The following is a 22,626-nucleotide window of genomic DNA, read 5'->3' as shown; positions in this document are numbered from 1 at the left end:
CGCGGGTCACAGTCACACGGCCGCGTTCACCGGCATCTCGTGGTCGGCACATCGGCAACGAAGGAACGGACAACATCATGAGCAAGATCTGGTTCGTCACCGGCTCCTCGCGCGGTCTGGGCCGCTGCTTCGTCGAAGCTGCGCTGTCTCGCGGGGACAAGGTGGCCGCGATCGCCCGGAACACCGCGAGCCTCGACGAGCTGGTCACCACCTATGGCGACGCGGTGCTCCCGCTCGCCGTGGACGTGACCGACAAGGCCGCGGTCTTCGAGAGCGTGCAGCGAGCCCACAACCACTTCGGCCGGCTCGACGTCGTCGTGAACAACGCCGGCTACGCCCAGGTCGGTGCGATCGAGGAGCTGACCGAGCAGCAACTGCGCGACCAGTTCGAGACCAACGTGTTCGGCGCGATGTGGGTCATTCAGGCCGCGCTGCCGCACCTGCGCGAGCAGGGCGCGGGGCACGTCGTCCAACTGTCCTCGGTCGCCGGGCTGATCGCGATGCCGCTCGGCGGCGCCTACCACGTCTCCAAGTGGGCCGTCGAAGCCCTGAACGAAACCCTCGCCCACGAGGTCGCCGACTTCGGCGTCAAGGTGACCATCGTCGAGCCCGCCGGCTTCGCCACCAGGGGCGGCAAGAACCCCGACCCGCTCGACAACGGTCACCTGGCCGAGTCCGACCCGGTCTACGACGGTCTCCGCCGGCGGCTGGCCGGGCTCGTGGGAACGATGCCCGCCGGCGACCCGGCCGCCGCGGCCCAGACCCTGCTCAAGATCGTCGACTCCGACAACCCTCCCTTGCGGGTGCTCTTCGGCCAAGGCTTCCACGAGATGATCCAGCAGGTCTACGCCGAGCGGCTCAAGACCTGGGCCGACGGAGAGGACCTTTCGATCGCGGCGCACGGCGGCTCCCCAGCCTGATCACCCACCGCGTCGAGGTGGACGTCCCTCACGCCGGTCCGACGGAGATCGACTCGAGGGTGAGCCACGGGCCGGTGCCCCCTTCGGCGACCGCCTCTTGCGGACGGCGAGCCCCTCCGCTTGAGTGTTGGCTCGGCGGCAAAGGGGTCTCATGGGAACGAACCAGCGCGAGCAGATCGTGATGTCCTCCGAAGAGATCGCCCGGTTCCTGAACGAACAACGGGTCGCCACGCTCGCCACGATCGCCTCGTCGGGACAGCCCCATCTCGTCGCGATGTGGTACGCCGTGATCGACGGCGTGGTGTGGTTCGAGACCAAGGCCAAGTCGCAGAAGGCCGTCAACCTGCGCCGGGACAGCAGAGTCACCGTGATGATCGAGACCGGCCACACCTACGACACGTTGCGCGGTGTCGCTCTGGAAGGCCACGCCACGATCGTCGACGACCCCGACGCGTTGTGGGCGGTCGGCGTGAGCGTGTGGGAGCGCTACAACGGGCCCTACACCGAGGAAGTACGGCCGATGGTGGAGTTCATGCTCGCCAAACGCGTCGCCGTGCGGGTCGACGTCGCCCGGACCCGGTCGTGGGATCACCGCAAGCTCGGCCTGCCCGCTCTTCCGCTCGGTGGCAGCACCGCGGCTCATCTGTGAGGGACGAAAGCGTTGGCCAGTGCTTTCGTCTGGGCGTCGCGGAACTGCCGGGAGATGCCCGCCTTCGGTGAGGCGAGGTCGAAGCCGTGGAAGGCGCCGCCGATCACCAGCAGCTCGCACTCGACCCCGGCCGCTGTCAGGCGGGGCAGACGGCGTCGTCCACGACGGCGCTGCCCATCACGTAGCCGCCGCCGTGGATCCACAGCCCCGTGCGGTACCCGGCCGCCTCGTACTCGCCCGCGTTCGTCACGTTGATCAGGATCTTGCCGGTGGCCACGAACGCCTCCTTGCGACTGGGTTCAGCTCGGCTCGGGCTGGTGCGGCCCGAGGTTCACTCGGATGCTCGCAAGATGTCCACATAGGACGCAGCACGAGCGCGGGCCAGGTCGGTTGTCCCGCACCACATATGTCGAATCACACATGAATCGCGTGACCAGCCCGTTCGACGCGATTCGACAGCCGGCGCCGAACGAAACCCATCAGTCTCGTATTGACCGTTGCCGAGCGTTGGCCCTACGTTCACGTGCCGTTGGTCGGATCCGGCCAACGCATCGCCGCCGTACGGGGGAACCGTGATGCGCAGAGGATGGAGCTTCGCGGCTGTGGCCGCGCTGGTGCTGACCGCGAACTGCGGCAGCGGCGAAACGACCACGCCGACCCGCAGCGTCACCCCACCGTCGATCATCACCCCTCCGAACGAGCCGGACGCGGTCGAACTGACCGTGCAGGGCGTGCTGGACGGCCGCACCGTCCTGCTGTCCGACGGCACCAAGATCGTCATCGACGGGCTCGCCGCGGCCGAGGAGTGCTGGGCCGCCGCGGCGACCGCCTTCACCAAGGCCTTCCTCCTGGACAAGCCCGTCCGGGTCGAGCGCCTCGACGAGCAGCCGGGTGGCGAAGCGGCACTGCAACTCCTGGACGGCACTGAGTACGCGCTTTTCGCCGTGAGTCAAGGTGTTCTGCGCGGCGACGCACCGCACGACCCCGCGTTCGGCGCGGCCGAGGCCACCGCCACGAGGACCGGGCTGGGCCTGTGGGGCGCGCCGTGCCTCGGTCAGGCGAAGGTGCCCACTCCCCCGGCCCCGCCCACCACGACCACGCCACCGCGCACGAGTTCCACGCCCGCTCCCACCTACGGCTGCACCGTCACCTACCGGGTCGCGCGCCGGTGGCAGAACGGCTTCCACGCCGAGGTGACCATCGCCAACACCGGGAACACGCCCGTCGTCGGCTGGACGCTGCGATGGACGTTCACGCGCGGCGAGACGGTGACGGACACCTGGAACACGAAGATCGAGCAGTCCGGTGCGGACGTGAAGGCCACCGACGTCGCGGCCTCCGCCACGATCCCCGCCGGTGGCACGCAGTGGCTGCGGTTCAACGCCACGCAGGGCTGGGAGAGCCCGGTCCCGCGGGCCTTCACGCTGAACGACCGTCCCTGTGATCTGAAAAGCGCGTGAGCTCTGACTTATCCTGCTGACCAGCAGCCCGGCACGGCGCCGGGCCTGGTCGGCCGGAGCTCCAGGGATGACGCGCAGCAAAACCCCAGAAGACACGAGGCGACGCATCCTCGAGACCGCCGAGCGGATGTTCGCCGAGCACGGCGTCTTCTCGGTCTCCAACCGGCAGATCAGCGACGAGGCCGGCCTGGGCAACAACACCGCGGTCAGCTACCACTTCGGCAGCAAGGCGGACCTGGTCCGCGCGATCTACCTGAGCCACCGCGAACCGACGGAGCTGCTGCGCGAGAAGCTGCTCGACCGGTGTGCCGGCAGCACCGACCTGCGCGACTGGCTCACCTGCCTGGTGCGCCCGTTCACCGACCACCTCACGTCCCTCGGCGCGAACAGCTGGTACGCCCGTTTCACCGCCCAGCTCATGACCGAGCCGAAGCTGCGCGAGCTCGGCCTGGTCGAGGTGGGTCAGACGGCGCTGCAGCGGACGGTCAGCGACTCGCTGCACCGCTGCCTGCCCGATCTGCCGCCTGCCGTGCGCGCCGAGCGTGACGAGATGGCCAGGACGTTGATCGTGCACGTGTGCGCCCGGCGGGAACCGGGCGCGACCGACGACAGCGCGGCGCTCTGGAACGCGACCGCGGTGGGGCTTGTCGACGCTCTCGCGGGCCTGTACGAGGCGCCCGCCACCCCGCGCGACTGATCAAGGCAAGACGACTGTCGCGTCACAACCTTCACCTTAAATCAATCAGTTGACTTAAGATGTGCGGATGAGCACGACCACCGCCCCGCCCAGCCGGGCGATCCTGAAGGCACTCACCGGCCTGCTGCTCGCGCTGTTCGTCTCCACGCTGAGCAGCACCGTGGTGGCGACCGCGCTGCCCAGGATGCTGGGTGACCTGCACGGCTCCCCCACCCAGTACACCTGGGTCGTCACGGCCACCCTGCTCGCCGCGACCGTCACCACCCCGATCTGGGGCAAACTCGCGGACCTCTACGACAAGAAGACCCTCGTCCAGGCCGCCGCCGTGGTCTTCATCGCCGGCTCGGTCGCCGCGGGCGTGGCCCAGGACGCCGGTCAGCTCATCGCCGCGCGCGGCCTGCAGGGCATCGGGGTCGGCGGCCTGCAAGCCCTCGTCCAGATCGCCATCGCGGCGATGATCCCGCCCCGCGAGCGGGGCCGCTACGCCGGTTACCAGAGCAGCGTCACCGCCCTGTCGACGATCGGCGGGCCGCTGCTGGGCGGGTTCATCGTCGACACCTCGTGGCTCGGCTGGCGCTGGTGCTTCTTCATCGGTGTCCCCGTCGCACTGGCCGCGCTGGTCCTGCTGCAGCTCACGTTGTGTCTTCCCGTCCTGCGCAGGGAGAACGTCCGCATCGACTACTGGGGCGCGACCCTGCTCACCGGCGGGGTCAGCCTGCTGCTGATCTGGATCTCGTTCGTCGACGACGCCTTCGCCTGGCTCTCCTGGCAGACCGCGGCCATGGTCGGGGGCAGCGTGCTCCTGCTCGTCCTCGCGGCGTGGGTGGAGACCAGGGTCGCGGAACCGATCGTGCCGCCCGGCATCATCACGCAACGCACCACCGCGCTCGCCGTCCTCGGCAGCCTCGCCGCGGGCACGGCCATGTTCGGCGCCGCCGTCTTCCTCAGCCAGTACTTCCAGGTCAGCCGCGGCCACACGCCGACGGAGGCGGGCGTGCTCACCATCCCCATGATGGCGGGCATCCTGATCTCGTCGATCGTGGCCGGCCGCCTGCTCAGCCGCACCGGCCGCGTCAAGCCGTTCCTCGTCATCGGCTCGCTGTGCCTCGCCGCCGGCTTCGCCTGCCTCGGGTTCCTCGACGAGTTCACCCCGCTGGTGCTCATCGCGGTGCCCATGCTGCTCATCGGCACGGGCGTCGGCATGACGCTGCAGAACTTCGTCCTCGTCGTGCAGAACGCCGTCCCGCTCGCCGACATCGGCGCCGCCAGCGCCACCGTGTCGTTCTTCCGCTCCCTCGGCGGCACCATCGGCGTCACCGTCCTCGGCGCCGTGCTCGCTCGTCAGGTCGCCCACCACACGGCCGCGGGCCTTCCGGTTCCGGCGGCCTACGGCGAGGCCACCGGAACCGTCTTCGCGCTCTCCGCCGGTGTCGCGCTGCTGGGCGTCCTCGCCGCTGTCCTGCTCAGGCCGGTCTCACTGCGCACCAGCCTCGACGTGACCAAGGACGACTGACCTCCGTGCGCTGAGCACGCCGGCCAGGTGCTCGGCGATCACGTCGACGTTGGGCGGGTCCAGCAGGGACAGGTGATGTCCGGGCACGGTCACGACTTCCAGGTCGTCGCACACCTCGTCCCAGCCGCGGGCCGGGTCCACGCGGTCGAACCGCGCGTCCCGCAGTCCGCCGGGAACAGCGGACTGCGCGCTGTAGAACACCACCGGGCCGTGGTACGGCTTCGGCTCGTACCGCTCCAGCAGCCGGGCGTCCAGGAAGGACGCTCGCTGGTGGGCCAGGATCGCACCGCTGACGTGCTCGTTGATCAACCCGGCCGAGAGGATCGTCGAGATGAGCAGATCCGCCTGTTCCTCTTCGCCCAGCGCGGCCAGTTCCTGGTAGGGCAGCGTGATCCGGCTGCCGTAGCTGCTTTCCAGGAACTCGCCGAACCGCTGGAACCGCGCTTCCAGCAGTTCGAGCTCGGTCAGCACTTCGTCGTGCGGCAACGGCAGGATCGGGTCGATCAGCGCGAGCACGTCGACGTCCTCGCCCGCGGCCGAAAGTCGTTGCGCCATCTCGTAAGCCAGAAAGCCGCCGAAGGACCAGCCCGCCAACCGGTAGGGACCGGCCGGCTGGATCGCCCGCAGCTCCGGCAGCAACCGCTCGACCCTCGCCTCGACGGTCCTGGTGTCGTCGATCCGGTCGAACCCGCAGGCAGGGACGCCGAGCAGGTCGACGAGTTGCCGGAACACCGCCGTGTCGCCACCGCCGGGGTGGAAGAAGAACAACGGGTCGGCACCGGCTCGGAGCACCCGGACCGGTCCGGTCACGCGATCCGCGGCGCGCACGAGGTTCGCCATCAGTTCGACGGTCGGTCGCGCGAACAGGACGGACTTGCTGAACTCCTGCCCGGCCCGCTCCGTCAACAGCGCCGCGACCTGCTCGGCCTGTCGTTCGTCACCGGGAAACTCGTGGGTCACGCCGACCGGAACGCCGAGCACGTCGCGCCACACCGAGGTGACCAGCCGCTCGGCCGCGTCCCGGGGCGGCACCAGGACCGCGGGCGCCGACGACGACCTCGTGACCTCCGCGATGCCGGCCTCGGTGCACGCACGGGCGCACAACTGCTCCAGCGTGACGCCGGTGAGCAGCACCGACACCGGCAGGCTGATCTCGAGGTCGTGCTGGAGCGCGTTGCGAATCCGCATGGCGAGCAACGAGTCCACGCCGAGGCTCGTCAGCGGCAGGTCGTCGGCGAGAGCGTCGCTCGCCAGGCCCGTGACCGATGCCACCCGGAACCGGACCTGGTCGTGCACGAATCGGCGCGCCCGCGTCGGATCGGCCGCGCGAACGGCGGCGATGCCCGGCCAGTCATCGGGTTGTGCGATGGTGATCTGGTGCCGCGCGAGCAGTTCCGCGAAGAACGGAACGCCGGCCAGGTAGGGGAACTCGGCCACCAGCCGGGGCACGTCCAGCCGAACGGCCGCGAGCTGGGCTCCGCCGGAGGCGAGCACGTCCTCGATCAGCTCCAGTCCTTCCGCCGGGCTGACCGGGTGGATCCACGGGACGTCGAGGTCCGCGGCGGCACCGACCTCGGCCCAGGTGCCCCAGTTGACGGCGGCCGCGGGCAGACCGCTCGCCTGTCGCAGCGCGACGAGCGCGTCCAGGTAGGCGTTGGCGGAGGCGTAGGCGGGTTGCCCGGGAAGTCCGTGCAGGGCGGTGGACGAGGAGAAGCCGAGCCACCAGTCCAGGTCGTGTCGCAGGCTCGCGGTGTGCAACCGCCAGGCGCCGTCCGCCTTGGCCCGCCACGTCTTTCGCAGCACCTCTTCGTCCACAAGGGACACCGGCCGGTCGTCGAACACCGCCGCGGCGTGCGCGACACCGCGGAGCGTTCCAGCCGCTTCGAGCAGACGTTCGGCCACGCCGGGGGTCGCGACGTCACCCAGCACGATCTCGACCGTCGTGCCGTGGGACCGCAGTTCGTCGATGATCGCGGTGGCGGCGGGACCCGGCGGCTTCCGTCCGTTGAGGACCAGCTTGGCCGCGCCGCGATCGGCCAGCCACCCCGCGAACAGCAGGCCGAGACCACCGAGGCCGCCGGTGATCACGTAGCCGCCGTCGGGACGGACCGGTGGCACGGCCGGCACCGGCCGTGCAGCTGTCGTCAGGCGGGCGACGTGACGACGCCCGTCGCGCCAGGCCACCTCGTCGTCGGGTGCGTCGGCCGTCAACTCGGTGGCCAGAGCCGCGGCGTTGCCCACGCCGGTGTCGAGGTCGAGCCAGCCGGCCCGGAGACCGGGGTGCTCGTAGGACAGGACCCGGACGAGGCCGCGCAGTGACGCGGGACCAGGCCGGCCTCGCTCGCCGGGCAGGACCGTCGCGGCCGACGTGGTGACCAGCCAGAGTCTCGGCGGTTTGCCCGGCAGATCGGCCACGGCCCGCGCCCACGCCACGCCGTCGAGCACGGCCCGCACACCGGCCTCCGGCTCCTCGGGCTCGGGATCGTCGGACTCGTACTCGTCGCGCTTGGGCGGTGGGCAGAGCAACGCCACCACCGAGGGCCGCTCGTCTGCGAGCACTGCTGTGTCCGTTGTGGACACGAGTCGGCACAGCGCGCCGGCGGCTTCGACCGCGGCGACGGCCGCTTCCGCGTGAGGATGACCAGGTTCGGCCACCAGCAGCACCGCGCTCGGATCGGCGGCGGCCGGTGGGTCGAGCGGCTGCCAGACGCGGGTGAGCAGAGCGTCCCGCAGTGGCGCGGGCGACGGCGACCGGCCGACCTTGCGCAGGAATACACCAGTGATCTCGAGCAGGACCTGGTCGTCGCGGTCGACCAGGCGAACCTCGCTGGTCGACCCTCCCTCCACCGGCGTCACCGAGACGTGCGCCCACACACCGGCCGTCGGATCACCGAGCAGCCGTATCTCGCGGAACTCCATCGGCAGGTGACGAACGTGCGGCTCGACCTCCCGCACGGCCGCGGCGATGCCCTGAAGGCACGCGTCCAGCAGCGCCGGATGGATGAGGTAACCCGCTCGGGGTGCGGCCGCGGGCACGGACACCGTCACGACCGCGTGGCCGTCGCCCCGATGCGCCTCGACCACACCGGAGAACGCCGGCCCGTACTCGACCCCGGACGAGCGCAGCCGGTCGTACAGGTCGTCGACCCGCTCGGGACAGTGCTCGCCAGGACGCCACTCGGTGCCGTCCGCCTCGGTGATCGAAACACTGCAGTGCAACGCCCATTGGCCGTCCGAACCCTTGGTGTGGAAGCGAACCTCCTGGTTGGTGCACGTGGTGGTGACCCAGGTGTGGTCGGACAGCGGTAAGGGCTGGTGCAGGGTGAGATCGCGCAGACCGAGTTTCTCGGCGGGCCGGTCGAGGGCCGTCGCCGCGGCGGCGAAGGCCATCTCGACGTAGCAGGCGCCCGGCAGGATCGGCTGACCGTCGATCCGGTGGTCCGCCAGCCAGGGATGCCGCTGCGTCCCGAGGTCGGCTCGCCACAGGTGGGTGTCCTGCTCGGGAAGCTCGCAGTGCTGCCCGAGCAGCGGGTGGTCCCCGGCCGGCGCCGCCGCGGCGACGGGCGGTGCCCAGTGCTCCACGTGGTGCCAGGCCGTCCCCGGCAGGTCGACGAGACGTCCGGACGTCCGCGGTGACCGGTCGCTGTGCGCGAGCAGTGCACCGAGACTGGCGTGGAAGCTGTCCGGCTCCTCACGCCGCAGCGTGCCGAGGACGGTGGCACCGGGAACGATCTCGTCGATCGCGTGCCGCAGCACCGGATGCGGCGAGATCTCCAGGAACGTGGCGTAGCCGTCCCGGTGCGCGGCCTCGACGGCCTGGGCGAACCGGACGGGACGGCGGACGTTCGCGACCCAGTAGCCGGCGTCGAAACAGGTGCCGTCGAGCGCTGTCGGGTAGATCGGCACGACCGGTGTCAGACCCTCCACATCGGACAGTTCCGCGCGCAGCTCGTCGGTGATCGGCTCCACCAGCCGGGAATGGCCGGCCACGGTGGACTTGACCAGGCCGGTCGGCACGCCGCGGAGGTCCGCCTCGGCGATCACCCGCCGCACCTGGTCGAGCGGACCGGCCACGACGGTCTGCCGGGGAGCGTTGAACACGGCCAGATCCACGTCGGGGTACCTGGACAGCAGCTGAGTGACGTCCGCCGCGGACATCTCGAGCACGGCCATCGCGCCCTGCCCCGCCGTGGTGGCGAGCAGGCGGGATCGGGTCGTCACGATCCGCACCCCGTCCGCGAGGGAGACCGCCCCCGCCACGACCGCGGCGGCCACCTCGCCGAGCGAGTGCCCGATCACCGCGTCGGGCCGCATCCCGTGGTGCTGCCACAACCGCGCGAGAGCCACCTGGAGACCGAACAACACCGGCTGCAGCTCCTCGAACGCCTCCGGCACGATCCCGTTCGCGAGAAAGTGGCGCAGAGGTATCCCGGCCTGGTCCAGCTCGGCCACCGCGTCGGCGAACGCGGGTTCCTCGGCGAGCAGCTGCTGCCCCATCCCCGCCCACTGGGCTCCTTGGCCGGAGAAGACCCACACGACACCGTTGCCCGTGCTCCGCCGGCCCACCGCGACGTCGGGAGCCGTCGTGCCCGCGGCGAGCGAGCGCAGTCCGGACACCAGTTCTCGCCGATCCCGCGCGGTGACGACACCCCGGATCCGGCCGCTCGCCCGGCGCGCGAGCGTGTGCTCGACGTCGGCGAGCACTTTGTGTGCTCCCGGCCCGGACAACCAGTCCGCGAGCCGCTCAGCCGCCTGCCGGACGCGTCCCTGCGTGTTCCCGGCGATGAGGAACTGGCCACGTCCAGGCCGTTGGCGTCCTCCACCGTGCGTGCTCGCGGGCGCCTGTTCGACGACGACGTGCGCGTTGGTCCCGCCGAAACCGAAGCCGGACACCCCGGCGACTCCCGGCCGCTTCCGGGTGGGCCAGGACCGTTGCCGCGCCGCCACCTCCAGTCGCAGCCGTTCGAACGGGATGTGCGGGTTGGGCTCGCTGAAGTGCAGGCTCTCCGGAATCCGCTGATGGCCGAGCGCCAGCACGACCTTGATCAACCCGGTGATCCCGGCGGCCGCCTCCAGGTGCCCCAGGTTGGTCTTGACCGACCCGATCACCAGCGGCCGCCGCCTGCCGGGTGCCTGCCCCAGCACCGCGCCGAGCGCGCCGGCCTCGATGGGGTCTCCGAGCAACGTGCCGGTGCCGTGCGCCTCCACGTAGTCCACGTCCGCGGGATCCACGCCCGCCGAGGCGTACGCCGCACGCAGCAAGGCCTGCTGTGCCTCGGGATTGGGCGCGGTCAGCCCGTTGGACCGGCCGTCGGAGTTCACCGCCGACCCGCGCAGGACGGCCAGCACCCGGTCCTGGTCCCGCAGCGCGGCCGACAACGGCTTCAGCACGACCACCGCCGCGCCCTCCGCCCGGCCGATGCCGTTCGCGGACGCGTCGAACGCCTTGCACAGGCCGTCCGGCGCGGACACGCCCATCTCGTCGAAGGTCGCCGTGACACCAGGCCCCAGCAGGAGGTTGGCACCCGCGGCGAGGGCGATCTCGCTTTCGCCGGTGCGCAGGCTCTGCACGGCCAGGTGGACCGCCACCAACGAGGACGAGCACGCGGTGTCCACCGCGACGCTGGGCCCGCGCAGGTCGAAGACGTACGACAGGCGGTTCGCCGCGACGCTCAACGCCGATCCCGTGGCGGTCCACGGGTCCACGCGGCTGACGTCGCCGAGGGTGAGCCGGCTGTACTCGTTGCCGCTGATCCCGGCGAACACACCGGTTCTGCTGCCGCGCAACCGGTCCGGCGCGATCCCGGCGTGCTCCAGCGCTTCCTGGGTCACCTCCAGCAACAACCGCTGCTGCGGGTCCATCACCACCGCCTCCCGCGGCGTGATCCCGAAGAAGTCCGCGTCGAACCCGGCGACGTCGGTCAGGAACCCGCCCCAGGACGTGGTCCGCGCCAGCCGCTCGGCCTCCTCGGGCGAGTCGTGGCCGAACTGCTCCCATCGCCCGTCCGGCACCTGGGTGATCGCACACCCGCCATCGAGCAACAGGTCCCACAACCGATCCGGGCCGGTGACGCCACCGGGCAGCCGGCAGCCGATGCCCACCACGGCGATCGGTTCGCCGACGACGGCCGGGGCCGCCGCCGGTACCTCGGTGGCTTCGCCCGTCAGCTCGGCGACCAGCGCGGAGATGCTCGAGTGCTGCCACACCAGGGTGGCCGGCAACTCTCGATCGAGCGCCTCCGCCAGCTCACTCGCGAGCTGGACCGCTTCCCTGGAGGTCAGGCCGTATTCCAGCAGCGGCCGGTCGGCGTCCACTTCGGACGGATCCAGGTGGCACGTCCTGGCGATCGCGTCGGTGAGCAGGTCTCGCAGTGCAGCCGTGTTCACCTCAGGTCTCCGTCCAGGTAACGACGGCGTGTCGCCGAACGCGCGATCTTCCCGCTGGACGTGCGCGACACCGTGCCGGGTGGCACCAGCACGACGTCCAGCAGTCTCAGGTCGTGTCGCCGCGAGACGGCCACCCGCACCACGCGGGTGATCTCGGCGGCCAGGTCGTCGTTCATCGTGATGTGCGCGGCGTGTTCCGCGACGACCACCGGTCCTTCCTGGCCGTCGCGCTCGACGCCGAACACCGCCAGCCGGTCGCGCCGCAGCGCCGGATGTGCCTCCTGCACGGTCACTTCGACGTCCTGCGGGTAGTGGTTCGTCCCGTCGACAATGATCAGGTCCTTCAGCCGCCCGGTGACGTACAGGTCGCCCTCGTGGAGCACGCCGAGGTCCCCGGTGCGCAGCCAGCCCGTGGCGGGCGTGCCCTCCTTCAGGCGCCCGCCGAATGTCTCCGCCGAACGATCCGGCTGCCGCCAGTAGCCGTGTGCCACGTTCGGGCCGTGCACCCAGATCTCCCCCACGACGCCGCTGGGCACCTCGTGGTGATCGGTCACGAGTCGCAGCTCCTGGCCGACCGGCTGACCGACTGCCACCAGCCTCACCGCCTGGTCGGAGTCGTCGGGCACCACGACGGCACGCTCGCCCGGTCCCAGCCGGGTCAGGTCGAACGTCGTGGTCCTCAGCGTCGTGCCCGCCTTGGTCGTGCTGACGAACACCGTCGCTTCGGCCAGCCCGTACGACGGGCGGTGCGCGGCCGCCGGGAAGCCCAGCGACCCGGCGACGGCCAGGAAGTTCTCCACCGTCTCGGCCCGGATCGGCTCAGCGCCGTTGATGACCACCTCGACCCGGCTGAGGTCCAGTCCCGCTCTGTCCTGTTCGGACAGAGCGGTGACCGCGTAGTCGAAGGCGAAGTTCGGCGCTGCGGTGATCACGTCGGGATGGTCGGACAGCATCCGCAGCCAGCGCACGGGTTTGCGGATGAACGCGAACGGCGTGGTGAACACCGAACGGCAGCCGACCGCGACCGGCAACGCCACCAGGTTGACCAGACCCATGTCGTGGAAGAACGGCAACCAGCCCGCGCAGGTCGACTCCTCGTCCGCGCCGAAGGCCGCCACCGCCTGCCGCACGTTGGCGGCGAGCGCGCCGTGGGTGATGACGGCTCCGGCCGGGTTCCTGGTCGATCCCGAGGTGTACTGCAGGTACGCGGGTTGCTCCGCGGACACCTCCAGCGGTTCGAAGTCGCTGTCCGGCAAGGAATCCACCGCGATCAGCTGCTTCGGCCGGGGCACCGGGAGCCGGTCCGGCAGCTCGTCGAGCGCCTCGACGGTGGCCTGGGACGTCAGCCACACCTCGGGATCGCAGTCGGCGAGCGCGCCGACCAGTCGATCGGCGTGCGAGCTCACCTCGGGGGCGAACAGCGGAACCGCGATCATGCCGGCGTAGAGGGCGCCGAAGAACCCGGCGACGTAGTCGAGGTTCTGCGGGCAGAGCAGCGCGACCCGTTCGCCCGGCGCACTGACCTCGGTGAGCCGGGCCGCGACCGCCCGCGCCCGGCGGTCGAGCTCGGACCAGCTGAGGGTGTGCTCGACCCCGTCCAGACCGTGGCGGTAGTCGACGAACGTGAAAGCAGGGCCGTTGTCGCCGGCACGCCGGGCGAGCGCCTCACTCAGTGACTCGAACCCGTTCGAGGGCGCATTACTTCGATCAGACATGGTGATCCCAACCGTGCGATCAGCCGCAGCGAAACCGGGAGCGGCGAAAGGATGCCAGGCAGGCTAGCCGGGGCGGAATTCCGCTCACAACAAATCATCCGGGTGACTCAGATCACGAGCCGATTCTTTGTCACGATTCTTCAGTCCCGGAGTGCGCGAATTGAACGATCGCACACATTTCTAACCCTCCGTGAGCGCCCCCGTCAGAAATACCCACGATCGGTCCAGCTCGCGCTGCCACGACGGCCAGTCGTGCGTGCCGGGCCGGAAACTCGTGCGTACGGGCGAACCGAGCGCGGCCATCCGCTCGGCGAAGTCGTGGCTCGTCGGCCCGATCAGCCGCTCCAGCAACCGGTCGCCCGGCGCCGGCGGATCCCCCGCCACCCTGGTGCCATCACCCGCCGCGACGTACAGGGGCGTGCCGATCAACCGCGGGGCCAGCCGGTACGGGTCGTTGCCGGCCCAGAGCGCGCGCCGCCACCACCGAGGCCCCCACATCGCGCTCATCCGTTCGCCGACACTGCGCAGGAAGTAGCGCAGCAGCAAGGGAACTCCCCGCCGGGTGGTGTGCAGAAGGCCGCTGTAGGAGGCCACGGCCAGGAACATCCCCGGGTTGCGCGCGGCGTACATGACGGCGCCGTAGCCGCCCATGGACACGCCCGCGATGGCCCGGGAAGAGCCTGCGCCGTAACGAGATTCGAGCAGGGACCTGAGCTCCACCGTGTGAAACCTGTGCCAGGCGGGCGAAAGCGGGTGCCGCCAATCGGTGTAGAACCCGGCGCGGCCACCCTCGGGGAGCACGACGAGCACACCACCCGGATGTGCCCGAGCCCGGTGCGCGACGTCGGTCCGGTCGAGCCAGCAGGACGGACCGTCGTCACCGCCGTGCAGCAGGTACAGCACCGGCCAGGTGCGCCGAGCACCCGGCGCCCAGCCGGGCGGAGTGATCAGCATGACCGTGGCCGACGCGTTCAACGCCGGCGAATGGACCTCCAGCTGATACACCCCCGGCCGGACAAAACGTTCCGAAACGACCTGAATGTCCATCGAACCTCGCTATTGATGTCCGCGCGTCCGCTCTATTACCGTCGACGCTCATCATGATGAGATTCAATCTGAGCCGGCCTTCTCTCACCCTGGTGACGGTATCGCTCGGCGGCGTGATGGTCGGTCTCGACGGCACCGCGCTCACCATTGCCGGGCCGGATGTCGCGCGCACGGCGAACGCTTCACTGGCCGAGCTGCAATGGATCGCCAACGCCTATCTGGTGGCACTGGCCGTCGCGCTGTTCCCGGCCGGCCGGCTGGCCGACCGGATCGGCAGGCGGCGCGTGTTCGTGGCCGGGGTGGCGGGCTTCGGGGTGATCTCGGTGCTCATCGCGGCGAGCTCGGCCGCCTGGCTGCTGATCGTGCTGCGCGCGGGCCAGGGAGTGTGCGGCGCGTTGCTGCAGCCCGCCGCGCTCGCCCTGCTGCGGGCGAGTTTCTCCGGCAAACGCCTCGACGTCGCCCTCGGTGTGTGGGGCGGGGCGGGAGCGCTGTCCATCGCGGCGGGACCGGTCGTCGCCGGACTGATCGTCCAGCACCTCGGGTGGCCGATGGTGTTCCTCGTCAACGGGCCGATCGCCGCCGTCACCGTCCTGCTCGCGTTGTCCGCCGTCGGCGAGTCACGCGCGGAGGGACCGCCCGGACGTCCACGAGACCTCATCCGCGCTCCCGGTGTCGCACTCGGCACTGTCCTCACTGGACTGAGCTACTTCTCCCTGTACGGCTTGCTGTTCTTCCTCACGCTGTACCTGCGCAACGTGCGCGGGCTCGATCCGGTCGGCGCGGCGGAATGGCTGCTGCCGCTCACCGCCGTCCTCGTGCTCAGCGCGCCGATCGGTGGCGCCCTCACCGCGCGGTTCGGGCCCCGCCTGCCGATCGTCGGCGGCCTGGTCCTGGTTCTGGTGGGAATGCTCGGGTTCCTGGCACTCGAACCGGCGAGCGCGCAAGCCAAGATCCTGCCGGCGGCGCTGGTGCTCGGGTGCGGCACCGGGGTGGCGTTGATCGCCGCGACCCAGGTCGTCATCGCGGGCGCCCCGGTGTCGATGTCGGCTCTCGCCTCCGCGCTGCAGCAGGTGGCCACCCAGGTCGGCGGGGTGGCCGGGATCCTCGTGCTCGGCCTGGTCATGTCGTGGCGGGTCGGCACGCTGGTCCCGGCCGGAACCGACGTGGGCGAGGCGGCGCAGGGCCTCGGTTCCGGCGCCGCCGCGTTCATCCCCGGCTTCCACGCGGCCATCGCCGCCGCCGCGGTCGTGATCGCGGCCGGGGCCGTGCTCGCCACCCGCACGTCACACCGCCTCCCGGCGCAGCCGGCCGGGCCACCAGATGCCGCGTCCGATGTGGACGGTGAGCGCCGGCACCAGCAGTGACCGCACCAGCAGGGTGTCCAGCAGCACTCCGAACGCCACCAGGAACGCGATCTGGACCATGAACAGGATCGGCAGCACGGCCAGCGCCGCGAAGGTCGCGGCCAGCACCACGCCGGCGGACGTGATCACGCCACCGGTCACCGTCAGCCCGCGGAGAGTTCCCGCCCTGGTCCCCTCCCGGCGCGCCTCCTCGCGCACCCGCGTCATCAGGAAGATGTTGTAGTCCACCCCGAGGGCGACCAGGAACACGAACGCGTAGAGCGGCACGGACGGATCCGAACCCGGGAACTTCCACACCTCGTTGAACATCAGCGCGCCGGCGCCGAGCGCGGCGACGAACGACAGCACGACCGTCCCGATCAGCACCAGGGGTGCCAGCACCGACCTCAGCAGCAGCGCCAGTACGAGGAACACGACCACCAGCACCGCCGGAATGATCACCCGCCGATCCCGTTCGGCCGCCGCGATGATCTCCTGCTGGATCGCCGTCTGCCCACCCACCCACACCTCCGCTCCAGGAACCTTGCGCACCGCGTTCCTGATGTCCGCCAAGGTCTTCCGCGCCTCTGGCGACTCGGCGGGCGCCGTGATGGTCGCGTCGATCTGCACCAGGCCGCCGCCCGGCTGGCCGACCTTCACCGCGGCCACCCCCTCGACCTTCGCCTCCTGCGCCACCTCGGCCGCGTACCGGGGTCTGGCGATGATCACCACCGGATCACCGGCACCGGCCGGGAAGTGCTCGGCCAGCACCTCCTGTCCGGTCACCGCCTCCACCCGGTCCAGGAAGACGTCGGACTGCTCCACGCCGTCCGAGCGCAGTGATGCGGCGAAGAGCGCGAACCAGGCCAGGACGAGCAGGCTGACCACCCAGACCGGTGTGTGGTAACGGCCGACGAGGTTCGCGACCCGGCCCCACAGCCGCGGCCGGGCTGCCGGGCGCGGCCGCAGCGGCCAGAAAGCCGTGCGCCCCAGCAGGATCAGGGCGGCGGGCAGGAACGTCAGCGACACCAGCAGCGACGCGCCGATCCCGATGGCCGCGACCGGGCCGAGGCCCTGGTTCGACGAGAGCTCGCTGAACAGCAGGCAGGTCAGGCCCAGGATCACGGTCCCGGCCGATGCCGCGATGGACTCGAACGACGCCCGCACCGCCGCCGTCACCGCCTGCCGCGGGCTCGCGGCGGTCGCCAGCTCTTCGCGATGCCGGGCGATCAGCAGCAACGCGTAGTCGGTGGACGCACCGAACACCAGGATGAACAGGATTCCCTGGCTCTGCCCGCTGAGCGTGAGCACGTCGTGCGCGGCCAGCGGACGGATCAGCAGCGCCGAGACGATCAGCGCCAGGCCCGCCGACACCAGCACCACCACGGGCAGCAACGGACTGCGGTAGACCAGCACCAGGACCAGTGCGACCACGAGAGCCGTGACGACCAGCAGCCGCCCGTCGATCCCGGCGAACGCCGCGCCGAAGTCCGCGGTGAACCCCGCCGGCCCGGTCACGTGCACCGACAGGCCGGCGGGAAGATCCGCGCGGACGACGTCGCGCATCCGCTGCACCGTCCGCCCGGCCTCGAACCCGTCCGCGCCGGACACCGGCACGCTGACCAGCACCGCTTTGCCGTCCTGAGCCGGCACGGGCGCCGAGAGCGGACCGGTCAGCCCGGTGAGCCGGGAAACCTCGGCCGATCGCGCCGTCACCGCCGCGAGATCGGTTTCGGTGACGCCGGACGGTCTGGTGAACACCACCAGCGCGGGCTGGATCTTGCCGCCCGCGATCTGTTCCTGCAGCCGCACGACTTCCGTGGCTTCGGACTCCGCCGGCAGGAACGACTCGCCGTCGTTGCGCTGCACCTCGGTCAGCCCGCCGGGTGCCGTGCCGCCGACCGCGCCCAGGACGAGCCACGCGATCAGCACCAGGGCGGGGAACAGACGTCCCTTCATCCCGCTGTGCCCGGAAACCGGCGGCAATCGGGCGGGGAGATCGACTCGCATCAGGCAATCCGCCTCTCGGGACAGGCCAATGTCCCGACACCTAACTCAAGGCGGAAACCTGCTGCAACACCTCGCGGAAAATCGAGAACCAGCACACATCGCCCGGCCCGGATTGCTCAACTTCGTGACAAACAGCGGCCCCGGCTTGCTCACGTTCGTGACTTCCACGCTCGATCACGGGCTCGTTATGGTGATGCACCTGCCAGTTCGCGACTTTCTGCGCGATTCCGCCGAATACGCGGCGCGGTATTTCCCTCGGAAGTCTTCTTCCACCGTCGATACGAAGAGGTGTCGAGACATGTTCAGATCTCCGTTCCGTTCACTCGCTCCCGTCGTGGCCGCCACGGCCACGCTGCTCACCAGTGGAGCGGTCGCCGCCGCCGCGCCCGCCGCCGCGGCTCCGTGCGCGGACATCGACGTGGTCTCCGCGCGTGGCACGTTCGAACCCGGCACGCTGGGCGTCATCGTCGGCGACCCGGTGTTCTCGTCCGTCCAGCGGAAGCTGACCGGCAGGTCGACGACCAGCTACGCGGTGAACTACCCGGCCAACCTCGACCTGATGTCGGCGACCAAGGGCAACATCGACGTGGTCAACCACGTCACCGCCCAGGCCAGGTCCTGTCCCAACCAGCGCTTCGTGCTCGTCGGCTACTCGCAGGGCGCCAACGTGATCGGCAACGCGATCGGCGTGAGCAGCGCCGGTGCCGCCGTCGGCGCCCCGATCGCGGCGACCATCCCGGCGTCGATCGAGCCGCGGGTCGCCGCCGTCGTGGTGTTCGGACCGCCCATCGGGGCGCAGGGCAGGCACATCACCGGCACGTACCAGAGCCGGACGAAGGAATACTGCGTGAAGACCGACCCGGTCTGCGTGAACGGCGCGACCGACGTCCTGTCGCACCTGAGCTACTTCCTCAACGCCGACGACGCCGCGACGTTCATCGCCGGAAAAGTCTGAGAATTCACCCCTGGGTGTGACCGATGCCGGACGTGTTCCGTGACGACAATTGTCCGTGGACGTCATCGCCGGCATCGGTCGCATCCCGGATCGGCGAGAAAGTGCCGGACCGACAACCGCCTGATGGAGGACAGCATGGAAGTCGCCGTCCAGCGGAATCCACCCCCGAACCCTTCGGCACCGGATGCATCGCTTCGAGTTCGATCCAGAGGCCGCGCGGCGCGCCAGCGGGTTGCTCACCACACATCAGTTCAGCGATGTCCGCGCGACAATGCCGCCATGACACCGATTCCTGCCGGTCTCGCCCAACGATTACGCGACGACCTCCCGTCCGTGGCCGACGAGGTGGAACGGGAAGTCCGCCGGCAGGTACCCGAGTTCGCCCAGCCCGACGGCGGCAACCTGCGCACCGGCGTGGTCCAGGCGTTGACCTTCTTCATCGAACACGTCGCCGACCCGAACCGCTCGGGGGAGGCGATCACGGCGACGTACTACGAGCTGGGCTGGAACACGGCACTCGCGGGTCGCAGCCTGGAGACGCTGCAGTCCGCGTTGCGGGTCGGAGGTCTGCAGGCCTGGCGCCTGCTGGGCCGGACGGTGGAGAAACTCGGGCTGGACTCAGCCGTCATGTCGAAGCTGGGCGAGCTCTCGTTCCGAACCGTCCACGAGGTCGCGGAGGCCGCCGCGGCCGGGTACGCGGAAGCGCGGCTGCGCGACTCGCACGAGCTGGAGCGCCGGCGGCGGCGCCTGCTCGACCTGCTGCTCGGCGACCAGCCCGCGCCACCGGAGGCCGTGCGGGAACTGGCCCACCGAGCACAGTGGACCGTGCCGGACCAGGTCGCCGTCGTCGTGTTCGCGACCGCTTCGGACCACCCCGCCGAGGAGGACCCGCCGCCGACGCCGATGGGCGCCCTGGTCGACCTGGAGGCGCACCCGCCGCGGCTGCTCCTGCCCGCGCCCGACGGCTCCGGCCACTTCAGCGACCAGTCGCTCGCCCTCGCGTTGCGCGACCGCCCGGCGGCACTCGGCCCGACCGTCGCGCTGACCGAGGCCGGGCGATCCCTGCGCTGGGCCACTCGCGCCCTTCGCCTCGCGGAAAGCGGCGTCCTGCCCCGGCGCAAGCTGCTCCGGTGCGCCGACCACCTGCCCGTCCTCCTGCTGCACAGCGACCAGGAGCTCCTGGAGCACCTCCGCGCACGTGCCCTCGGCCCGCTGGAGGCCGTGCCGGAGAAGCAACGCGAACGACTCCGCGAGACGCTGCTGGCCTGGCTGCTCAGCGGAACCAACGTCCCGGACACGGCCGCGCGCCTGCACGTTCATCCGCAGACGGTGCGCTACCGGATGCGGCAGCTCGAAACGCTCTTCGGTGACGCCATGCACGACCCCGCCACCCGCCTGGAGCTCGTGCTGGCCCTGCACTCGTGATCACCGGAACTCCCCGGCTGGCATCATGGCCGCCATGTGCGCCTACGTCCTGGTGGCCGAAGACGAACCGAGACAGGCGGAGCTGATCGGGCGCTTTCTCGCTCGGGAGAACCACACGTTCCAGCTGGTCGACGACGGCCGCAAGGCGCTCGACGAGATCAGGGGCCGGCGCCCGGACCTGCTGGTGCTGGACCTGATGCTGCCGGGTGTGGACGGGTGGGACGTCTGCCGGGCGGTCCGGGCCGAGGACGCTGACCTGCCGGTGCTGATGATCAGCGCACGGGCGGAGGCCGACGACAAGCTGCTCGGGTTCGACCTCGGCGCGGACGACTACCTCGCCAAGCCCTACGACCCCCGTGAGCTGATGGCGCGGGTGCGGGTGTTGTTGCGGCGTTCCGGGGCGAACAGCGCACCGGCGCGGCGCGCACTGCGGGTCGGCGAGCTGGAACTGGAGCCGATGCGGCACGAGGTGCGGGTCGCCGGTCGGCTGGTCGCCTGCACGCCGGCCGAGTTCCGCATCCTCGCGGTGCTGGCCGCCGAGCCGGGGCGGGTGTTCAGCCGGGCGCAGCTGCTCGAAGGCGCGTACGGGCTGGACGGGTTCATCACCGAGCGCACGATCGACGTGCACGTGCGCAACCTGCGGCGCAAGCTGGAGTCCGACCCGGCCGCACCGGCGTATCTGCTCACCGTCTACGGGATCGGCTACAAGATCGCCGACGGGAGCGACCGTGGCCAGTAGGCCTCGCCGGCTGCGACTGCTGTTGTTGGCGGGCACGGTGCTGGTGTCCGCGTGTTCGATCGCGGCGACGGCGTGGCTGTCCGTGCAGAGCACGACGCGGACGTTGCGCGCCGAGCAAGGTCGCGAGCAGGCCGAACTGGCCCGCGTCTACGACGCCGTGCTCGGGTACGGGGCCGCCCACCCGAACTGGTCGGGCATCACGCCGCTGCTCGAGGACCTCAGCCGCGAGACCGGGTTGCACGTCCAGCTCACCACGACGGAGCGGACCCTGATCGGCGGCACGTTCGACGCGGACGACCAGCAGGCGGCCAACCAGCCGGCCGCGGTGGTCGATCCGCTCAACGTCGACCTCGATCTGCGACCGGACGCTCCGCAGGACCGCATCGACCCGCGCGCGGTGGGTCCGTTCCTGCTCACCGCCGAGGAACAGCGGTCGTCGCGCGCGGGAGCCGACGCCGACGCCGCCTGCGCCCGTCGTCAGGGGGTCGCGGCCGAGGTTCGGACGAGCGCGGCCGGGCGCTCGTACTCCTGGCCGTACACCGACGGCTGCCAGTCGCTGGCGTTGAACACGAGCACTGAGCAAAGTGCTCTCCGCCAGCTCAACCAGCACATGCTGCAGTGCCAGCTCGGCAACGGGGTGCCGTACAACCCGGCGTATCTCGGTGCGGACGGTGTGCTGAGGATGGTGGCGCCCACGCACACGAGGCCGGAGCACGAGAAGTGCCTGGAGTCTTCTCGGCGCGCGGTGCTCACGTCCTCCGTGGCGCCGGCCGCGTTCCTGTTCGTCGAGCAACCGGTGGTCCGCCACACCGTCGTGGGCCTGCCCGCCGCCGGGATCGCCCAGATCGCGTTGGCCGCCTCGCTGGTGCTGGTGCTCGCGATCGCCGTGAGCTTCCTGCTGGCGGGCCGCGTGCTGCGGCCGCTGACCGTGCTCACCGAGGCGGCCCGGCGGATGCGCGCGGGCGAAGTGTCGGCGCGGGCGGAGGTCACGGCGCGCTGGGAGGTCGCCGAGGTCGCGGCGGCGTTCAACGACATGTCCGAGCACCTCGCGCGGGCGGAGACGTTGCGCAAGAACATGGTCAACGACCTGTCGCACGAGCTGCGCACGCCGTTGGGCACGATGCGCGGCTGGGTGGTCGCCGCGCAGGAGGGCGTCGTCGATCTGGACGCGGATCTGCTGGACCTGCTGCTGCAGGAGACGCTGGTGTTGCAACAGCTGGTCGAGGACCTGCAGGAGCTGGCCGCCGCCGACGCGGGTGCGCTGACGCTGCGGCCGGAGCCGGTGGACGCAGCGGTTCTGCTGGCCGGGATCGCCGCCGCCCACCAGGTGGTCCTCGACGTACCCGCCGGGGAGGAGCTGCGGCTGGTCGCGGACCCGGCACGGCTGCGGCAGGTCGTGCGCAACCTCGTGGTCAACGCCGTGCAGCACACCCCCGCGGACGGACGGGTCGTGGTCAGCGGCCGCCGTGAGGGCGATGAGGTCGTGCTCACCGTCTCCGACACGGGGCACGGCATCGCGGCGGAGGACCTGCCACACGTGTTCGACCGGTTCTGGCGGGCCGACCGTTCCCGTGCGCGTGCCACCGGCGGACGTGGCCTCGGTCTGGCGATCGCGAAGCACTACGTCCTGGCGCACAAGGGAACGATCACCGCGACGAGCGAGCTGGGAGAGGGCACGACGTTCACGATCCGGCTGCCCCGCGAAGGAACCTGAACATCATCTACTCGAGTTCTTAACACGGTGCCCCGATCTTGGCGGCCATGCG

15 protein-coding genes are annotated in these 22,626 nt (G+C 70.8%); 10 read left to right on the top strand and 5 right to left on the bottom strand.

Annotated features, from left to right (window positions below; translation table 11 throughout):
- Positions 1 to 77 precede the first annotated feature (77 nt).
- Together G7043_RS36435 and G7043_RS36430 are read left to right on the top strand one after the other, a co-directional pair.
- Positions 78 to 920: an SDR family NAD(P)-dependent oxidoreductase gene (locus G7043_RS36435; RefSeq protein ID WP_166053207.1), complete on the top strand. Its 843-nt coding sequence runs from the start codon at positions 78 to 80 to the stop codon at positions 918 to 920.
- A 151-nt stretch (positions 921 to 1,071) separates the two neighbouring features.
- Entirely contained in the window at positions 1,072 to 1,569 is a 498-nt protein-coding gene (locus tag G7043_RS36430; RefSeq protein WP_166053206.1) for a pyridoxamine 5'-phosphate oxidase family protein, read from the top strand.
- Positions 1,570 to 1,705: 136 nt separating this feature from the next.
- Here the strand turns inward: G7043_RS36430 and G7043_RS47790 are convergent, their stop codons facing one another.
- Positions 1,706 to 1,846 (bottom strand): hypothetical protein, encoded by a 141-nt coding sequence (locus tag G7043_RS47790; RefSeq protein ID WP_207312189.1) that lies wholly within the window; start codon positions 1,844 to 1,846, stop codon positions 1,706 to 1,708.
- A gap of 298 nt (positions 1,847 to 2,144) precedes the next feature.
- Between G7043_RS47790 and G7043_RS36420 the strand changes: the two genes are divergently transcribed.
- The 3 genes from G7043_RS36420 (at position 2,145) to G7043_RS36410 (ending at position 5,239) form a co-directional block, all read left to right on the top strand.
- Positions 2,145 to 3,029: a cellulose binding domain-containing protein gene (locus G7043_RS36420; RefSeq protein WP_166053205.1), complete on the top strand. Its 885-nt coding sequence runs from the start codon at positions 2,145 to 2,147 to the stop codon at positions 3,027 to 3,029.
- 67 nt (positions 3,030 to 3,096) lie between these two features.
- Positions 3,097 to 3,726: a TetR/AcrR family transcriptional regulator gene (locus tag G7043_RS36415; RefSeq protein ID WP_166053204.1), complete on the top strand. Its 630-nt coding sequence runs from the start codon at positions 3,097 to 3,099 to the stop codon at positions 3,724 to 3,726.
- A 67-nt stretch (positions 3,727 to 3,793) separates the two neighbouring features.
- Positions 3,794 to 5,239: an MDR family MFS transporter gene (locus tag G7043_RS36410; RefSeq protein ID WP_166053203.1), complete on the top strand. Its 1,446-nt coding sequence runs from the start codon at positions 3,794 to 3,796 to the stop codon at positions 5,237 to 5,239.
- Here G7043_RS36410 and G7043_RS48825 read toward each other — a convergent pair.
- The 3 genes from G7043_RS48825 to G7043_RS36390 all read right to left on the bottom strand — a co-directional run bounded on the left by G7043_RS48825 (position 5,201) and on the right by G7043_RS36390 (position 14,388).
- On the bottom strand, positions 5,201 to 11,626 hold the full coding sequence (locus G7043_RS48825; protein ID WP_313888242.1) for a polyketide synthase: 6,426 nt from the start codon (positions 11,624 to 11,626) through the stop codon (positions 5,201 to 5,203). The genes G7043_RS36410 and G7043_RS48825 overlap by 39 nt on opposite strands.
- Positions 11,623 to 13,341 carry a fatty acyl-AMP ligase gene (locus G7043_RS36395; RefSeq protein WP_166053202.1) on the bottom strand — a complete coding sequence of 573 codons (1,719 nt, stop codon included), beginning with the start codon at positions 13,339 to 13,341 and terminating at the stop codon, positions 11,623 to 11,625. Before G7043_RS36395 ends, G7043_RS48825 begins: the two co-directional genes overlap by 4 nt.
- A gap of 180 nt (positions 13,342 to 13,521) precedes the next feature.
- Positions 13,522 to 14,388: an alpha/beta hydrolase gene (locus G7043_RS36390; protein WP_166053201.1), complete on the bottom strand. Its 867-nt coding sequence runs from the start codon at positions 14,386 to 14,388 to the stop codon at positions 13,522 to 13,524.
- A gap of 92 nt (positions 14,389 to 14,480) precedes the next feature.
- Here G7043_RS36390 and G7043_RS36385 point away from each other — a divergent pair, with 92 nt between their 5' ends.
- On the top strand, positions 14,481 to 15,752 hold the full coding sequence (locus G7043_RS36385; protein ID WP_313888241.1) for an MFS transporter: 1,272 nt from the start codon (positions 14,481 to 14,483) through the stop codon (positions 15,750 to 15,752).
- Here the strand turns inward: G7043_RS36385 and G7043_RS36380 are convergent.
- Entirely contained in the window at positions 15,672 to 17,690 is a 2,019-nt protein-coding gene (locus G7043_RS36380) for an MMPL family transporter (protein WP_166053262.1), read from the bottom strand. The genes G7043_RS36385 and G7043_RS36380 overlap by 81 nt on opposite strands.
- Positions 17,691 to 18,039: 349 nt before the next feature.
- On the opposite strand from G7043_RS36380, the gene G7043_RS36375 reads away from it, so the two are divergent.
- The 4 genes from G7043_RS36375 to G7043_RS50130 all read left to right on the top strand — a co-directional run bounded on the left by G7043_RS36375 (position 18,040) and on the right by G7043_RS50130 (position 22,574).
- On the top strand, positions 18,040 to 18,696 hold the full coding sequence (locus G7043_RS36375) for a cutinase family protein (RefSeq protein WP_166053199.1): 657 nt from the start codon (positions 18,040 to 18,042) through the stop codon (positions 18,694 to 18,696).
- A 279-nt stretch (positions 18,697 to 18,975) separates the two neighbouring features.
- The gene (locus G7043_RS36370; RefSeq protein ID WP_166053198.1) at positions 18,976 to 20,121 is read left to right on the top strand and encodes a PucR family transcriptional regulator; all 1,146 of its coding nucleotides are present in this window, start codon (positions 18,976 to 18,978) and stop codon (positions 20,119 to 20,121) included.
- A gap of 34 nt (positions 20,122 to 20,155) precedes the next feature.
- A complete protein-coding gene (locus tag G7043_RS36365; protein WP_166053197.1) occupies positions 20,156 to 20,860 on the top strand; it encodes a response regulator transcription factor in 705 nt (234 codons plus the stop codon).
- The gene (locus G7043_RS50130) at positions 20,850 to 22,574 is read left to right on the top strand and encodes a sensor histidine kinase (protein WP_166053196.1); all 1,725 of its coding nucleotides are present in this window, start codon (positions 20,850 to 20,852) and stop codon (positions 22,572 to 22,574) included. The genes G7043_RS36365 and G7043_RS50130 overlap by 11 nt, the downstream gene beginning before the upstream one ends.
- Positions 22,575 to 22,626: the final 52 nt, after the last annotated feature.

This window comes from Lentzea alba, assembly GCF_011067745.1.
GTDB lineage: Bacteria > Actinomycetota > Actinomycetes > Mycobacteriales > Pseudonocardiaceae > Lentzea > Lentzea alba.
This window is presented reverse-complemented; position numbering and strand designations above follow the sequence as displayed.

Excerpts from the sequence above, each read along its gene's own strand:
- G7043_RS36435 (WP_166053207.1), top strand. The coding sequence starts at position 78 with ATGAGCAAGATCTGGTTCGTCACCGGCTCCTCGCGCGGTCTGGGCCGC.
- G7043_RS36430 (WP_166053206.1), top strand. The coding sequence starts at position 1,072 with ATGGGAACGAACCAGCGCGAGCAGATCGTGATGTCCTCCGAAGAGATC.
- G7043_RS36420 (WP_166053205.1), top strand. The coding sequence starts at position 2,145 with ATGCGCAGAGGATGGAGCTTCGCGGCTGTGGCCGCGCTGGTGCTGACC.
- G7043_RS36415 (WP_166053204.1), top strand. The coding sequence starts at position 3,097 with ATGACGCGCAGCAAAACCCCAGAAGACACGAGGCGACGCATCCTCGAG.
- G7043_RS36410 (WP_166053203.1), top strand. The coding sequence starts at position 3,794 with ATGAGCACGACCACCGCCCCGCCCAGCCGGGCGATCCTGAAGGCACTC.
- G7043_RS36395 (WP_166053202.1), bottom strand. The coding sequence starts at position 13,341 with ATGTCTGATCGAAGTAATGCGCCCTCGAACGGGTTCGAGTCACTGAGT.
- G7043_RS36390 (WP_166053201.1), bottom strand. The coding sequence starts at position 14,388 with ATGGACATTCAGGTCGTTTCGGAACGTTTTGTCCGGCCGGGGGTGTAT.
- G7043_RS36380 (WP_166053262.1), bottom strand. The coding sequence starts at position 17,690 with ATGAAGGGACGTCTGTTCCCCGCCCTGGTGCTGATCGCGTGGCTCGTC.
- G7043_RS36375 (WP_166053199.1), top strand. The coding sequence starts at position 18,040 with ATGTTCAGATCTCCGTTCCGTTCACTCGCTCCCGTCGTGGCCGCCACG.
- G7043_RS36370 (WP_166053198.1), top strand. The coding sequence starts at position 18,976 with ATGACACCGATTCCTGCCGGTCTCGCCCAACGATTACGCGACGACCTC.
- G7043_RS36365 (WP_166053197.1), top strand. The coding sequence starts at position 20,156 with ATGTGCGCCTACGTCCTGGTGGCCGAAGACGAACCGAGACAGGCGGAG.